This is a genomic window from Gluconacetobacter sacchari (assembly GCF_014174255.1).
GTDB classification, from domain to species: Bacteria; Pseudomonadota; Alphaproteobacteria; order Acetobacterales; family Acetobacteraceae; genus Gluconacetobacter; species Gluconacetobacter sacchari.
On record NZ_JABEQJ010000003.1, the window covers coordinates 116,828 to 132,135 of the forward strand.

Below are 15,308 nucleotides of genomic sequence, written 5' to 3' on the forward strand. Positions count from 1 at the left end.
CAGGCACCGCCCCGAACATGACGCGCCCGCAGGGGCGCGGGGGAGAGGTGCATGGCGTATTCCGCCGCCCGGTTTGTCTGGCCCAACAGTTTCAGCGTGGATGCGACGGGCGTGCCGCGTGCCGGCGCGCAACTGTTCTTCTACCAGACCGGCAGCACCACGCCGCTGGCGACCTATGCCGACGCGGAGCTGACGGTGGCGAACCCCAATCCGGTGGTGGCCGATGCCGGCGGGCAGTTCGGCAATATCTTCCTGGCCGGCGGCGCGGCCTATGCCGTTGCGCTGTGCGACAGTGCCGGCAACCAGATCTGGACCATGGACCCGGTCGGCGCCGTCGGCGGGGCGGCGGCCGGGGCGGTGCCGGTGGGGGCGATCGTCGATTACGCGGGCGCCGTGGCGCCGGCCGGGTGGCTGCCCTGCTGCGGGCAGGTGGTCAGCCGGAGCGTCTATGCCGCGCTGTTCGGCGTGCTGGGCACGCTGTATGGCGCGGGTGACGGGGCCACGAGCTTCGCCCTGCCGGACCTGCGGGGGCGGGCGACGTTCGGTGTCGACAATATGGGCGGGGCCGCCGCCAATCTGGTGACCATGGCGGGGTCCGGCATCAATGGCGTGCAACTGGGGGCCGTCGGCGGCAGCCAGCTTGCGCCGGTCCACACGCATGACGTGACCGATCCGGGCCACAGCCATGCGCTGACCGACCCGGGCCATGGCCATGGGCCCAATCATGGCGGCGGCTTCGTCGTGCCGCAGGGATCGGGCGGCGAGATCGACGCGGTGTTCGCCGGTGGCGGCGATGTGGAGGAAAAGGCGACGGCGCAGACGGCCACCGCGATGACGGGCCTGGCGGTGGCCGGCGCTTCCACCGGGCTGACGATCGCTTCGGCGGGCGGCGGCGGCGGCCAGAACATGCCGCCGGCGATCATGCTGAACAGGATCGTCTATACCGGGGTGGGCGGGTAGTCCGGCGACGGTTTCACGGGATTTCAGAAAAGGGGGGTGCGATGGACGACGCGCGGGGCGTTGCCGACCCGGCCGGCCTGTCCGATACGCTGCGCCAGCATGATGCGCGGATCGGGCGGCTGGAAGCCGGGCAGCGGGACATGATGATGAAGCTGGTCGAGATTTCGGCCGAGGGGCGGGCCCGGGGGGCGCATCAGGACCAGCGGGCGGATCGCGACGGGGAGGCGATGCGCCGGGCGATCGTGGATCTGCGGCGCGAGATGCGGGCGGTGATCGCCGACACCACCGCGCCGCTGGCGGACTCGCAGCGGACGCTGATTGCGATGAACGCGCAGATTGCCGGTGGCGTCAGGCTGATTCGCAATGCGGGTTTCGCGTTGGGGGGCGTGGTGTCGGCGCTGATGGGCTACCAGCCCTTTATCGACTGGCTGGGCCGCGTGATGCGCGGCGAGGGGGGATGATGGACGGGATCGATCCCTCGGACCTGAAATGGCGGGTGGTGGCGCCGGTGCTGGACCGGCTGGGGCTGGGCGGGCCGGCCGCCGTCAACCTGCTGACCGGGACGGCGCTGGTGGAATCGCGCGCGGCCCGGCTGGTGCAGGGGGGCGGGGGGCCGGCGCTGGGGGTGTGGCAGATGGAGCCCGCGACCCATGACGCGCTGTGGCGGATGCTCGATGGGGCGGCCCATGCCGATCTGCAAACCCGTGTGCGGCGCATGACCTGTTCGGACATTCCGCGCGCGCGGCAGTTGATCGGCAACCTGCGCTATGGCTGCGCGATGGCGCGGGTGAAATACGTCTTCGACCCCGCGCCGTTACCGGATGAGAAAGATACCGAAGGGCTCTGTGCTTATTGGAAGCGTGTCTATAACAGCGCGCTGGGGGCCGGCAGGGTCGACAGCGTGCATGTCGCGGCGTTCGCGATGGCCGTCGCGGCCTGAGCGCTGGAATCGTAAAGCGGAAGATTGGAACGATCCATGGATATGACGACGATTGTCCAGACCCTGATCGCGATGGTGCCGATGAGGGACGTGATGTATGTCGCGGCGCTGTGCGGCGTGTGCGCGGTGCTGATGCCGTGGCTGCCGGTGCCGGCCAGTGCCGGGTCGGCCTATGGGCGGGTCTATGGCGTGTTGAACCTGCTGGCGCAGAATTTCCGCAATGTCGCGAACCGGACGACGCCAGGATCGGGGCCGGGGAAGGATGGCGGCGGGGTGCCGGGGGTCGTGCTGGCGCTGGGGCTGGGCCTGGCGGCCGGGTTGGGGGCCTGTGCCGCGATCGGCGACAGCACGCGCATCGATACCGCCGAGCTGGCGGCCGATGCGGGGGCGATCGATTTCGCGGCGCAGGCGATCGAGGCGATTCCGAGCCTGTCGGCGCATCTGTCCGCCGGGCAGGTGGCGCAGGTGAATGCGGCGCTGGCGCGGATCGCGGCGATTACGGCGCAGGTCGATGCGGTGTCGGGCGGGGCGATCGATATCGGGACCGGCAGGGGGTGGGCGTCGGCGCTGGCGGGTGACTTCCAGACGGTTCTGACCGTTGCCGGCACCGTGGCGGCGACGCTGGATCCGGCGGTGGCGGGGTATCTCGCCACGGCGGAGCGGATCGTTCCGCTGATCGAGGCGGCGGCGGGGCTGGGCCCGGCGCGCCTGTCGGTGGCGGCGGGCGGCGGTGCGCCGGCGGTGCGCGCGGCGCTGTATCGCGGCCCGTGACGGCGCGGCGGGCCGGCGGCCGGCGGCTGGGCTGCCGGCCCGCCGAGAGCCGGGCCGGCCAGCCGGTGCTGGACGGGCTGCGGATGATGGCGCGGCGGGCGCCGGGGCGGCTGGTGCGGGCCGCGATCGATCCGGCGCCGCTGATGCTGGGCAATGACCGGCTGGGCAATTGCACGGCGGCGGGGCTGGGCAACCATATCCGCGCCACGGCGGCGCTGGCCGGCTACCAGGTGGCGGTGCGGGAGGCCGATGCGATCATGTTCTATGCGCGGTCCACCGGCTATCGGCCCGACGAGCCGGCGACCGACCGGGGCGGGGTGGAGATCGACGTGCTGGCCTGCGCCGCGCGGGACGGCTACGCGCTGGCGGACCAGGTGCTGTATCCGGTCTGGGGCTCGGCCGCGCCGGACGACCTGAACGCGGTGCGGCTGGTCATGGCCGGGATGGGCGTGGCCTATCTGGGCGTGCGGCTGGCGCTGGCCGACCAGGCGGAAGGCGGGGTGTGGGATACGACCATGCCGGGCGACCAGAATCCGGGATCGTGGGGCGGGCATTGCCTGCTGGCCTGGGATTATGACGGGGTGGAGGCGGAATCGGTGGTCTCGCTGCTGACCTGGGGAGGCATCAGCGGGCGACATGGCGTTGGGTGCGGTCGCGGATCATGGAATGCCATGGGGTGGCGTGGCGGCAATTGATGCCGCCCGGCGGGTTGCCGGGGGGCGAGGACTGGGACGCGCTGGTGGCGGCGAACGCGGCGTTTCTGGCGGGCGGGCCGTCTGTCTTCAGAAAAATGCGCCCTGCCGCCGCCAGCCGCCCCCCATTGCCCGCACCAGGTCGATCGCCGCCGTCAGGCGCCGGGTCGTGATGGTGATCTGGTCGTCGCGCGCCTGGAGTTCGGCCGTCTGGGCGATGACGACCTGGAGGTAGTCGACCGCGCCCTCGCGATAGCGGATGGTGGCCAGCCGGTTGGTGCGGGCGGCGGCGGACACGGCGTCCTGCTGGCGGGCGGCGGCGTCGGCGAGGTGGTTGAGCAGGGCGAGCTGGTCCTCGACCTCGCGGAAGGCGGCGAGGGTCGTCTGCCGGTAGGTGGCGGCGGCTTCGGCGTAGGCGGCGTGCGTGGCGGCGAGGTCGGCGAAGCGGCGGCCGCCGTCGAAGACGGCCAGCGTGGCCAGGGCGGGGCCGAGGGCCCAGACCCCGGTGCCGGCGGAGAGCAGGGTGCCGACCGTGGTGGCCGAGCCGCCGGAGGCGCCGAGGGTGATGTTGGGGAAGAAGGCCGCGCGCGCGACGCCGATGCGGGCGTTGGCCGCCGCCATGCGCCGTTCGGCGGCGGCGACGTCGGGGCGGCGTCGCAGCAGCGCGGACGGCGCGGTGACGGGGATGACGGGCACCGGGTCCAGCGCGGTGGCGGGGGGAAGCGAGAACAGGGTGGGCTCCTCGCCGACCAGGACCGCGATGGCATGTTCGGCCAGCGCGCGGTCGGCCACCTGCTGGTCGAGCCGGGACTGGACGGAGGCGAGCTGGGTCTGTGCCCGGCCGACATCGAGTTCGCTGGCGGCGCCGCCGGCGAAGCGGGTGGTCGTCAGGTCCAGCGCCGCCTGGTAGGCGGCGATGGTGCGGCGCAGGACGGCGATCCGCGCGTCCAGCCCGCGAAGCTGGACGTAGTCCTCGCCCAGTTCGGCTTCGAGGCTGAGGCGCATGGCGCCGAGATCGGCGGCGCTGGCCTGGGCGTCGGACCGCGCGGCGGCGACGAGGTTGCGGATGCGGCCCCAGATATCGGGCTCCCACGACACGGCGCCGCCGGCGGCCTCGTTGCGATATTCGATATAGCGGCCGGTCTGGGGCAGCACCGCCCGTTCGCGCTCGGCGCTGGCGGTGGCGTCGATCTGGGGGAAAAATTCCGCCCGGGCGCGGCGGACCAGGGCGCGGGACTGGTCGTATCGGGCGATGGCGGCCGCCAGTTGCGGGTTGGCGCGCGCCACGCGGGATTCGAGCCGGTCCAGCCCGTCGTCCGCCAGCACCGTCCACCAGTCGGTGCCCGCGTCCATGCCCGCGTCCGTGCCGGCGGGGTGGTCCAGCGGGGCGGTCGGGGTCCAGGGGCCGCTTTCCCTGAAGCTGGCGGGCAGGGTGGGCGCGGCGGGCGTGCGGTAGGCGGGTGCCAGGTCGCAGCCGGCGAGGAGGGCGAGGACCAGCAGCAGGAGCTTGCCCTTTGTCCCGCGCCTCGGGTCAGGCCCCATGGGGGGTGACCTCGTCGCCGTCGCGGAGATCGTCCCTGGGATTGTCGATGACGGCGCTCTGCGGCGCGAGGCCGGTGACCGACAGTTCGGTGCCGAAATCGGTGAGGATGGTGACGGGCTGGATCCTGACGTGGTGGCTGGCATCCATGACCGCGACGGTGGTGCCGTCGCGCCGGAACAGCAGGCTGCTGGCGGGGATGCGGACGGCGGTGCCGGGGCCGGGGAAGGTGAAGGCGATCTGGGCGTAGGCGCCCGGCTTGAGCAGGTTTTCGCCATTGTCGTAGACGAACTGCACCAGCATGGCGCCGGATTGCGGGTCCACCGCGCCGGACGCGCGGACGAGGCGGGCCTGGAAGGCGCGGCCGGGATAGTCGGGCACCGTGAAGGCGACCACCATGCCGTCGCGTATCCGCGCGGCATAGGCCTGCGGGACGCTGACATACAGCCGCAGCCGGGCGACGTCGGAGACGGTGAACAGCGGCTGGGCCGCCGCGGTGCCGGCGACGATCAGCGCGCCGATATCGGTGGCGCGGCTGGTCACGACGCCGGTGAAGGGCGCCAGGATATGTTTGAAGCCCGACAGGGTTTCCAGCCGCTCGACCTCGGCCGCCGCTTCGTGGCGGGTGGCCTCGCTGGCGGCGAAATTGCCCCGTCGCTCGTCGGTTTCCTGCTGCGAGACCGCGTTCTGCGCGTTCAGGCGGTTCCAGCGGCGGGTGGTGATGCCCGCGAGGTCGCGCTGTGCCGTGCGGGTGGCCAGGGCGGCGCGGGCGGCGGCGAGCTGCTGGTCCACGTCCGGCGTGTCGATGTCGGCCAGCAGGGCGCCCTGGCGCACCGTCTGCCCGATATCGGCGTACCAGCGCCGCAGATAGCCGTTGGTCCGCGCATAGACCGGCGCGCTGTACCAGGCTTGCAGCCGGCCGGGCAGGACCAGCCGGTCGGTTGCCGGGCCGCCAGGGTGGACGATGCTGACGGTGGGGATCGCCGCGGCGAGCGTTTCCGCATGGAGCTGGCGGCGGGCGTGCAGCCGCAGCGCCGTGCCCGCGACCAGGACCAGCGCGAAGGCCGCCGCCGCCGCCACGGCGAACCGGCCCAGGCGGGGTGGCGGCCGGTCTGGCCGATCTGGCCGGCTGTCCGCGCCCGGGTCAGGCATTGGCCGTTTCGCCCCGTCGGGCCGGATGCGGGCGCCGGTGGTAGATGATGGCGAACAGGGTGGGGACGAAGAACAGCGAGGCGCAGGTGGCGAAGACCAGCCCGCCGATGACGGCGCGGCCCAGCGGCGCGTTCTGCTCGCCGCCCTCGCCGAAGCCCAGGGCCATCGGCAGCATGCCGATGACCATGGCCAGCGCCGTCATCAGCACCGGCCGCAGCCGGGTCCGGCCCGCCGCCAGCGCCGCTTGCAGGGCGTCGCCGTGCTCGGCCAACTGTTCGCGGCAGAAGGCGATGACCAGGATGGAATTGGCCGTCGCCACGCCCATGCACATGATCGCGCCCGTCAGGGCCGGCACCGACAGCGGCGTGCCGGTGGCGAACAGCATCCAGCAGATTCCGGCCAGCGCCGCCGGCAGGGCCAGGATGATGATGCAGGGGTCGGTCCAGCTCTGGAAATTGACGACGATCAGCAGGTAGATCAGCACGATCGCCCCCAGCAGCCCGGCGCCGAGGCCGGAGAAGGCGGTGTTCATGGCCTCGTACTGCCCACGCAGGGCCACCGTGACCGTGGGCGGGCGCGTGGGCTCCAGCCGGTCCAGCACCCGTTGCACGTCCGACGCGACGGCGCCCAGGTCGCGCCCGTCGCTGCCGGCGAAGACGTCGATCAGCGGACGGATATTGTACTGGCCCTCCACCGGGGAGGTGGTGCCGCGCGTGATGGTGCCCAGCGCGCCCAGCACCTGCGGGCGGGTGGCGCCCGTGCCGTTGCCCGTGCCGTTGCCCGCGCCGGTGACCGGCAGGCCGATGACGTCGGCCAGCGAACCGATGCGGTATTCGGGCATCTGCACCGAGATGGGGTAGGTCACGTCGTTCTGCGGATTGAGCCAGTATAGCGGCGCGGTCTGCGAGGTGCCGGCGATGGTGGTCGCGATGCTGCCGGTGACGTCGCCCTCGGTCAGGCCGAGCTGGCCGATGCGGGTGCGGTCGACGTCGAACCGCAGCTCGGGGTAATGGGCGGGCTGCTGGATCCGCGCGTCGACCAGGCCGTCGATGGGGCGGATCGCGCGCAGCACCTGCTCGGCGAACTGTCGCGTTTCGTCGGGGTGCGGGCCGATCACCTGGATGTCGATCGGGGCCGGGGCGCCGAAATTGAGGATCTGGCTGGTGATGTCCGACGGCAGGAAGGCGAAGCCGGCCTGCGGGAACAGGCGGGGCAGGTCGGCGCGCAGGCGGCGGATATAGCGCGCGGTGGGGTGATGGTTCTGCTTCAGCGCGACCAGGATATCGCCGTCCTCCGGCCCGATGGTGCCGGAGGCGCTGTAGGAGACGTTGATGGCGCTGTTCGGCAGGCCGATCATGTCGGCGATGGACAGCACTTCATCCGCCGGGATGCGGGCGCGGATCTGTTTTTCGATATCCAGGAAGAGCGCGGCGGTTTCCTCGATCCGCATGCCGACCGGGCCGCGCACGTGCAGCGTCATCGCCCCCGCATCGACCTGGGGGAAGAAATTGCGCCCGAGGAAGGGGAGGAAGGCCAGGCTGAGGAAGGCGAAGCCGAGGAAGAGGCCGACGAAGCGGCCGCGATGCGCCAGCACGGCCTCCAGCAGGGTTGCGTAGCGGTCGCGCAGGGCCGCGAAGCGGCGTTCGAAACGCTGCTGGAAGCGGGTGAGCGGGCCGCCGGCCTGTCGGCCCGCAGGGTCGTGGCGGCGCAGCAGGACCATCGCCATGGTGGGGACCAGCGTGCGCGAGAGCAGGAAGGACATCGCCATCGCGAACATCACCGACAGCGCCATCGGCACGAAGAGGAAGCCCGAGACGCCGGGCAGGTAGAACATCGGCACGAAGACGATGCAGATGCACAGCAGCGACAGGAAGGCGGGCACGATGATCTCGCCCGAGCCGTCGATGATGGCCGCATGCACGTCCTGGCCCATTTCCAGATGGCGCTCGATATTCTCGATCGTCACCGTCGCCTCGTCGACCAGGATGCCGACGGCCAGCGCCAGGCCGCCCAATGTCATGACGTTCAACGTCTGGCCGCAGGCCGAGAGGATGGCGATGGCGCCCAGGATCGACAGCGGGATCGAGGTGGCGACGATCAGGGTCGAGCGCCACGAGCCCAGGAAGAGCAGGATCATCAGGCTGGTCAGCCCGGCCGCGATCATGCCCTCGCGCAGCACGCCGCCGACGGCGGCCTTGACGAACAGGGACTGGTCGTTGACCGGCGTGATCGCAAGCTGCTTCGGCAGGCCGCGCCGTGCGTCGGGGATGGTGTCGCGGATGCCCTGGACGATGGCGATGGTGGAGGTCGCCCCCGATTTCAGCACCGTCAGCAGGGCCGAGCGCTGGCCGTCGACATGGACGATGTTCTGCTGCGGCAGCGCGCCGTCGCGCACATGGGCCACGTCGCGGACCCGCACCACCGCGCCGTTCACCGTCCGGATCGGCAGCATGTTGAGCTGCCCGACCGAGAGGGGGGCGTTGTTGAGGCGGAAATTATACTGGTATTCGCCGATCTTCACGAAGCCGGCCGGGGTGATCTGGGTCTGGGTGGCCAGGGCGTCGGCCACGTCCCGCCCCGAGACGCCGCGGGCCTGCAACTGGCTGGGTTCGAGGTCCATCTGGATCTGCCGCACCCGGCCGCCGGTGGGGAAGGGGATGGCGGCGCCGGGGACCATCACCAGGCGGGTGCGGATGAAATTGAAGCCGAAATCATAGAGCTGCTGCTCGGTCAGGCCGGCGCCCGACAGGCCGAGCTGGAGGATCGGCACGGTGGAGGCGCTGTAGTTGAGGATCAGCGGCGGGGTGGTGCCCTGCGGAAGCTGGCGCAGCAGCGTCTGGGCGATGGCCGTGACCTGGGCGTTGGCGAGGCGGATGTCGGCGCCGGGCTGGAAGAAGATCTTGGTGATGCCGATCCCGGTCAGGGCCTGGCCCTCGATATGTTCGATATCGTTGACCGTCGTCGTCAGCGCGCGCTGGAACGGCAACTGGATGCGCCCGGACATGTCCTGCGGCGAGAGGTTGGTGTAGGTCCAGGCGACCGCGACCACCGGGATGCCGATGGTGGGGAAGATGTCCTTGGGCGCGCGGACGGCCGACAGCACGCCCGCGATCACGATCAGGATCGCCATGACGACGAACGTGTAGGGCCGCGCGAGTGCCAGCCGGACGATCGCGTTCATGGCCGGGCGGGTAGGGATGCCCCGGGAGGCGTCATTCGCGGCGCGTGCCCCGTCGTCGCGAGGCCGCGCCGTCCGTTCCTCTCCCCGTCATGCATCAGGCGGCATCTTTCTTCGGTCCGGCGTCCCGGCGCGGCCGGGTGGAGTGCGTCACCCCTTGCCTCTATAGACGCGGACCCGGGCGGGTGGTTTGTCACATCGCGGCGATCGGGACGAATTTTAGACTGCCGGCGCCGGCCGGGGGCCAGAGCATCATCCAACCGGATGGACTCATTCGGTCGGATAAAGATGCTCGATAAAACAATGATCTAGAGCCATATCCGTGAACCAGTGTGAACGGATATGGCTCTAGTGCGGGAAATCGATGACCTGGCGGACCGCCTGTGCCGTGCGCAGCCTGTCGAAGCCTTCGTTGATGGCGTCGAGGCCCAGCCGGCCCGTCAGCAGCCGGTCGACCGGCAGGCGCCCGGCCTGGTACAGCGCGATGTAGCGGGGGATGTCGCGGCTCGGCACGCAGGTGCCCATGTAGCTGCCGCGCAGCGACCGTTCCTCGCCCACCAGGCGCGCGATATCGAGGGGCAGGCTGGCGCCGTGGGGCGGCAGGCCGGCGGTGACGGTCATGCCGCCCGCACGGCGCGTCATGGCGACGGCGCTGTCCAGCGCCCGGATCGACCCCGCCATTTCGAACGCGTAATCGACGCCGCCCGCGCTGCGCCGGCGTACCTGGTCGACCGCGTCCGGCGCGCCGGCATTCACGCCCGCCGTGGCGCCGACCTGTTGCGCCAGTGCCAGTTTGGCATCCGACAGATCGACCGCGATCACCTCGCGCGCGCCGGCGGCCCGCGCGCCCATGATGGCCGCCAGCCCGACGCCGCCCAGCCCGACCACCGCGACGGTCGTCCCGGCTTCGATCCTGGCCGTGTTGACCACCGCGCCGACCCCCGTCATGACCGCGCATCCGAACAGGGCGGCTTCTGCGAAGGGGAGGTCGGCGGGGATCCTGACCAGGGAGTCCGGCGAGACGACGGCGTGATCGGCGAAGCCCGAGACGCCGAGGTGATGATGGACCGGCCGCCCGTCCAGGCTGAGCCGGGTGGCGCCGTCGATCAGCGTGCCGGCCGTGTTGGCGGCGCCCCCGGGCTCGCACATCGCCGGGCGGCCGCCGGCGCAGGTGGGGCAGCGGCCGCAGCTTGGCGTGAAGGTCATCACCACGTGATCGCCGACCGCGAAGCCCGTGACGCCGGCGCCGAGTTCCGCGACCATGCCGGCGGCCTCGTGCCCCAGTACCATCGGCATCGGGCGCGGGCGGCTGGCGTCGATCACCGACAGGTCGGAATGGCACAGGCCCGCCGCCATGATGCGGACCAGCACCTCGCCCGGCCCGGGCGGGGCGAGATCGAGCGTTTCGATCGATAGCGGCCTGCTTCGGGCATAGGGCGCCGGCTTGCCCATCTCGCGCAGGAGGGCGGCCCGGATCTTCATCGCGTCGTCCTTTCGTGTCGAGGGATCACAGCGAGAGCGTCAGCTCGCCCAGGCGGTCGGTCAGCCTGATGTTCTCGGCGTAATCCACCGGGCAGGCGATGATCGAGACGCCATCGTCGGCCAGCGCGCGCTTCAGGGTCGGCAGCAGGTCGGCGGCGCGTTCGATCGCGTAGCCGGCGGCGCCGAAGCTTTCGGCATATCTGACGAAATCGGGATTGCCGAAATCGACGTCGCGGTGATGTTTCAGCTCCAGGTCCATCTTCCATTTGATCAGGCCGTAGGCGTTGTCGACCCAGACCAGCACCACCAGGGGGATCTTCTCCCGCACGGCGGTTTCGATTTCCTGCGAGTTCATCAGGAACGATCCGTCGCCCATCGCCGCCAGGACCTTGCGCCCGGGGCAGGCGAGCCGGGCGGCGATGGCGCCCGGGAGCGAGAAGGCCATCGTCGACAGGCCGTTGGAGATCAGGCAGGTCAGGGGCTTCTGCGCCGGGTAGAGCCGCGCCATCCACATCTTGATGGCGCCGGTATCGGCGAGGACGATGTCGTCGTCGTCCAGCGCCGCGCGGATGTCCGAGACGATCCTTTGCGGCGCCAGCGGAAAGCGATCGTCGCGCGCCCCGGCGGCCAGTTCGGCCTCGCACAGGCCGCGGATCTTCGCGTCCTTCGGGAACGGGCCGGCGGGTTGTGCCGCGAACGCGGCGATCAGGGCGTCGAGCGCCAGCGCCACGTCGGCTTCCACCGCCACCGTCACCGGATAGGACGCGTCGATATCCTCGGCGAAGCGATGCACGTGGATGATGGTCTTGTCCCGGTCCGGATTGATGCGGGCGGGGGCGAATTCCTGCAATTCGTAGCCCACCGACAGGATGACGTCGGCTTCGTCGAAGGCGAAATTCTCGTAATCATGGCGCATGAAGCCGATGACGCCCAGCGTGTTGGGGTGGCGTGCCGGCATGACGCCCTTGGCCATGAAGGTGGTGGCCACGGGAATGCCGAGCATCTCGGACAATTCTTGCAGTTTTTCGGACGCGTGCGCCCGCGCCACGCCGTGGCCGGCGAGCAGGACGGGACGCTTCGCGCGGCGCAGGATCGCGACCGCCGCCGCCACCTGGGCGGGATCGGGCGCCGTGATGTGCGAGGGGCGCGCCGTCAGCGGGACGAGATCGGCCGGGGCGGCCTGGGCTTCCAGGTCTTCCGGCACGGCGAGATAGACCGCGCCCGGCCGCTCGCGCTGGGCCAGGTCGAACGCCTTGCGCAGCATCTCGGGCACCGAGGCGACGGTGCCGATGGTCGCGGCCCATTTGGTGACCGGCCGGAACATGCTTTCCAGGTCGATATACTGATGGGATTCCTTGTAGATCCGGTCGAGGCCGACCTGGGCCGAGATCGCGACCAGCGGCGTGCTGTCGGTATGGGCATCGGCCACCCCCAGCAGCAGGTTGATCGCCCCCGGGCCCAGGGTCGCGGCGCAGACGGCCGCCTTGCCGGTCAGCCGGCCGTAGATGTCGGCCATGAACGAGGCCGCCTGCTCGTGCCGGACCAGGATGAAGCGGATCGACGACCCGGCCGTCGCGTCGACCAGGCGGATATTCTCCTCGCCCGGGATGCCGAACATGTAGCGGACGCCTTCGGCCTCCAGGCAGCGCACGATCAACTGGGCGACGGTGGTCGGGGAATCGGACATGGTGGACGTTCCTTCCTGATGGTCGGTCAATGGCTGGTCAGCCAGATGAAGCCGCCCATGGTGAAAATGGACAGGATGGTGGTGAAGAACAGCACGGATGCCATTTCGCGCTCCGCCGTGCGGTATTGTACCGCCAGCATGACGGCGATCGACGCGGTCGGAATCGCCATCGTCACCACGCTTTCCTGCGTCAGGGCGGAGGACAGGCCCAGAACCAGGGCCGTGCCCCAGGTCACGGCCGGCATGACGATGTTCTTCGCGATGACGGCGCGCATGACCTGCGCGGTGCAGGTCACCTGACGGGAGAAGAGGATGATGCCGGAGGCGAACAGCGCCACGCCGCCGGTCGACTGCCCGAGCAGGGTCAGGGAGCCCTGGAACGTCCGGGGCAGCGACAGGCCCGCGAGGACGAGCAGCAGGGCGGCCAGCGGTGCCCAGACCACCGGCTCCTTGCAGGCGCGCGAGACGTGGCCGAGGATGTTCGCGTCGGCGGGTTGCGCGGCGCCGGGCTGGCCGGCTTGCGCGTCGGCATTGAGCAGGACCAGCGTCAGCGGCACCTGGACCAGGTTCATCAGCAGGCTGGCGATGGCGATCGGCACGGCGCTGGACGGCCCGAAGATATGCCCCAGGACCGGGACGCCGACGAAGGGAACCGCCGGGCCGCTGATGGCCAGGGCCTGCAAGGCCGCCACGCCGATCGTGCGATGGAAGAGATAGCGGGAGCATCCCAGCACGACGGCGTAGCTGCCGATCATGCCAAGGGAGATCACGAACAAGAGCGGACCCGCCGACAGGACCTGGTCGCGCGGGGTGGACAGGATGCCGGCGAACAGGTTGAGCGGCAGGGCGTAGAGCATGACCATGCGGTTGAGGATGGCCGCCTGGTCGCCGCTGAAATTGCGGTGCCAGCCGGCGACATATCCCAGGAGGAGCGTGACGATGATCGGCAGCAGGGCTTCTATGATGCTCGTGCTCATGACGCGCGGCGTCCTTTCCGTCGGGGTGCCGTCGAAAGAGGGGGGGTGGGATCGACGGGCATCAGAGAAGTGCCGTCAGCTTGAAGCCGATGACGTGGGCATTGCGGATGTGGGTCGTCCCGCCGGGATGGACGACATATTCATATTCCGGCTGGAAGAGGATCCCGCGCATGATCGCCGCGCCGTAATAGACTTCGAGCACGTTTTCGTCCGATTGCGGCCCCTTCAGGTTGGCGCCGGGGCGCATGCCCGCATCCTCACGCAGTTCCTCGCCCCGGCGGAGCGCGGGGCTGAAGGTGTAGTGCGACAGCAGGAGGCCGACACGATCGCCCGCGCGGGCCGGGACGAGGCCGGGCATCATGAGGCCGATGAATTCCTGTTCGTGAAAGACGCTGATCGAGGCGCTGTTATAGACGAATCCGCCGAACAGGATGCCGCCGCTGGTCTCGGTCCTGCCGGTGCGCCACAGCATCTGGTCGGCCATGTACCAGACCGTATGCCGATGGCCCGGGCGGGACCCGCGGATGCCCTGCCGGTCGGACGGCGGGAGCGTGCCGCGGGGGGCTGGGCCGAGGAGGTCGGGATAGTCCGAACTGTTGTAGGCGTATCCGACCTTGTAGTGGCCGACCAGGCCGTGGCGTCCGAAATAGGGTCGCCATGTGTCCTCGATCGGGAGGAAGGCGCCGGTGGAGCCGCGATTGAACCAGCTCCATCCCGAAATGCCGCCGTAATTCGGATTGACCTGATAGGCGCCGAGCACCAGGAAATTGTCGAGCGCCGGGCGCAGGCGGATCCGCCCGCCCCAGGTGGAATTCGGCCAGACGCTGTTGCCCGGCGTGCCCTTGAAGGCCATCGGCGACGCGCAGATCGTCATGAAGGTGCAGTAGATCGGCGAGGAGGCGAAGCTGAGGGTGACGGGCATCCGCCCCATCGCGACGTTCAGGCGATTGTCGAGGACCTGTTTTTCGGCGTAGAAATAGACCATGTGCGCCAGCACGTTGCCGCCCGTGCCATAGGCTTCGGCCAGGTTGACGGCGCGTTCGCCGACCCTGTCGTGGGTCACGCTCCGCCCCGCGCGCTGGATGATGGCCAGGTGGGTCGTCCAGCCGGACAGGGGGGCCATGTGCGTCAGTCTGCCGAGGTCGGTATCGACCTGGAGCGCGACCTCGTGCGCGTAGTCGCCGCCGCGTTCGATGCCGCCCGCCACGTTCCATAATGTCTCGGTCTTGTATGAAAGCTGGATGTTGACCCCATGTCGCAGCAGGAACATCCTGACCGGCGCGGCCTGGTCGCGCAGCAGATGCCGGGGCGGGGCCGGGGTGGCGCCGAATTCCTGCTCGATGATCGCACTGCGATCGCCGCCCCAGTCGCCGGGCAGGCCGGAATCGCCGGCGGGGAAATGGTGCAGGAATGCGTCGTAATACAGCGCCGTGAGGCCATGGCTCGCGGGGGAATAGACCGTCTGGCCGGTCGTCGGCCTGAGGGGGGGCGGGTCTTGCCGGACGGGTGCTGCGGTGGCCTGTCCGGCATGCCCTGCCGGGCGCGGCGCTGTTTTTCGGGCGTGCGCGAAGGATCTTTCGGCGATGGGCATGTTCGCGATCAGGACGATCGCGGATATCGTGCCCGACAGGCGGCAGATGTCGGACATCGACATGAGACTCTCCATCGCGCCCGCGGTGGAAGATTGGAAACGGTCGGGAAAGTGCGCCTGGTGGATCGATCGTCGCGTTCCGCGTCGCGTGGGCTGCGGCGGAACGCCTGCGGGCTCTGTTGCTTCGCTGTGTGTATCAAAGTATGGCGCGGCGTGGATTGACGCAGATCAAGCCCGACAGGAAAGAATTGAGACGGGGCGCGCGGATCGGGTGGCCGGTCACCCCGCCGTTCGCTCCGTCGCGAAGCGGATGCCCGGCGCCATGAAGGCCAGGCCCG

The 15,308-nt window shown here is 70.3% G+C and carries 11 protein-coding genes and 1 pseudogene; 5 read left to right on the plus strand and 7 right to left on the minus strand.

From position 1 onward, the window contains the following. Positions 1 to 51: 51 nt before the first annotated feature. From HLH48_RS03670 to HLH48_RS03690, 5 genes and pseudogenes are all read left to right on the plus strand, one after another. Positions 52 to 960, plus strand: a complete 909-nt coding sequence (locus HLH48_RS03670; protein ID WP_182996151.1) for a phage tail protein — start codon at positions 52 to 54, stop codon at positions 958 to 960. A 41-nt stretch (positions 961 to 1,001) separates the two neighbouring features. Then, positions 1,002 to 1,421 (plus strand): hypothetical protein, encoded by a 420-nt coding sequence (locus HLH48_RS03675; protein ID WP_182996152.1) that lies wholly within the window; start codon positions 1,002 to 1,004, stop codon positions 1,419 to 1,421. Next, positions 1,418 to 1,900, plus strand: a complete 483-nt coding sequence (locus HLH48_RS03680) for a hypothetical protein (RefSeq protein ID WP_306309921.1) — start codon at positions 1,418 to 1,420, stop codon at positions 1,898 to 1,900. Before HLH48_RS03675 ends, HLH48_RS03680 begins: the two co-directional genes overlap by 4 nt. Positions 1,901 to 1,942: 42 nt before the next feature. Then, positions 1,943 to 2,671: a hypothetical protein gene (locus HLH48_RS03685; RefSeq protein WP_182996153.1), complete on the plus strand. Its 729-nt coding sequence runs from the start codon at positions 1,943 to 1,945 to the stop codon at positions 2,669 to 2,671. Between the two features lie 83 nt (positions 2,672 to 2,754). Then, positions 2,755 to 3,536: pseudogene (locus tag HLH48_RS03690) on the plus strand (hypothetical protein). Here HLH48_RS03690 and HLH48_RS03695 read toward each other — a convergent pair. The 7 genes from HLH48_RS03695 to HLH48_RS03725 form a co-directional block, all read right to left on the minus strand. Further along, the gene (locus HLH48_RS03695) at positions 3,454 to 4,905 is read right to left on the minus strand and encodes an efflux transporter outer membrane subunit (protein WP_182996154.1); all 1,452 of its coding nucleotides are present in this window, start codon (positions 4,903 to 4,905) and stop codon (positions 3,454 to 3,456) included. The pseudogene HLH48_RS03690 and the gene HLH48_RS03695 overlap by 83 nt on opposite strands. Beyond that, positions 4,895 to 6,055: an efflux RND transporter periplasmic adaptor subunit gene (locus tag HLH48_RS03700; protein ID WP_182996155.1), complete on the minus strand. Its 1,161-nt coding sequence runs from the start codon at positions 6,053 to 6,055 to the stop codon at positions 4,895 to 4,897. The genes HLH48_RS03695 and HLH48_RS03700 overlap by 11 nt, the downstream gene beginning before the upstream one ends. Continuing rightward, the gene (locus HLH48_RS03705) at positions 6,048 to 9,236 is read right to left on the minus strand and encodes an efflux RND transporter permease subunit (RefSeq protein ID WP_182996156.1); all 3,189 of its coding nucleotides are present in this window, start codon (positions 9,234 to 9,236) and stop codon (positions 6,048 to 6,050) included. The genes HLH48_RS03700 and HLH48_RS03705 overlap by 8 nt, the downstream gene beginning before the upstream one ends. Positions 9,237 to 9,581: 345 nt before the next feature. Next, entirely contained in the window at positions 9,582 to 10,715 is a 1,134-nt protein-coding gene (locus tag HLH48_RS03710; RefSeq protein WP_182996157.1) for a zinc-dependent alcohol dehydrogenase family protein, read from the minus strand. A gap of 25 nt (positions 10,716 to 10,740) precedes the next feature. Further along, entirely contained in the window at positions 10,741 to 12,402 is a 1,662-nt protein-coding gene (locus tag HLH48_RS03715) for an acetolactate synthase large subunit (RefSeq protein WP_182996158.1), read from the minus strand. A gap of 26 nt (positions 12,403 to 12,428) precedes the next feature. Next, positions 12,429 to 13,379, minus strand: a complete 951-nt coding sequence (locus HLH48_RS03720; protein WP_182996159.1) for an AEC family transporter — start codon at positions 13,377 to 13,379, stop codon at positions 12,429 to 12,431. 61 nt (positions 13,380 to 13,440) lie between these two features. Next, complete coding sequence (locus HLH48_RS03725; RefSeq protein ID WP_182996160.1) at positions 13,441 to 15,033, minus strand: carbohydrate porin; 1,593 nt, start codon at positions 15,031 to 15,033, stop codon at positions 13,441 to 13,443. Between the last annotated feature and the right edge of the window lie 275 nt (positions 15,034 to 15,308).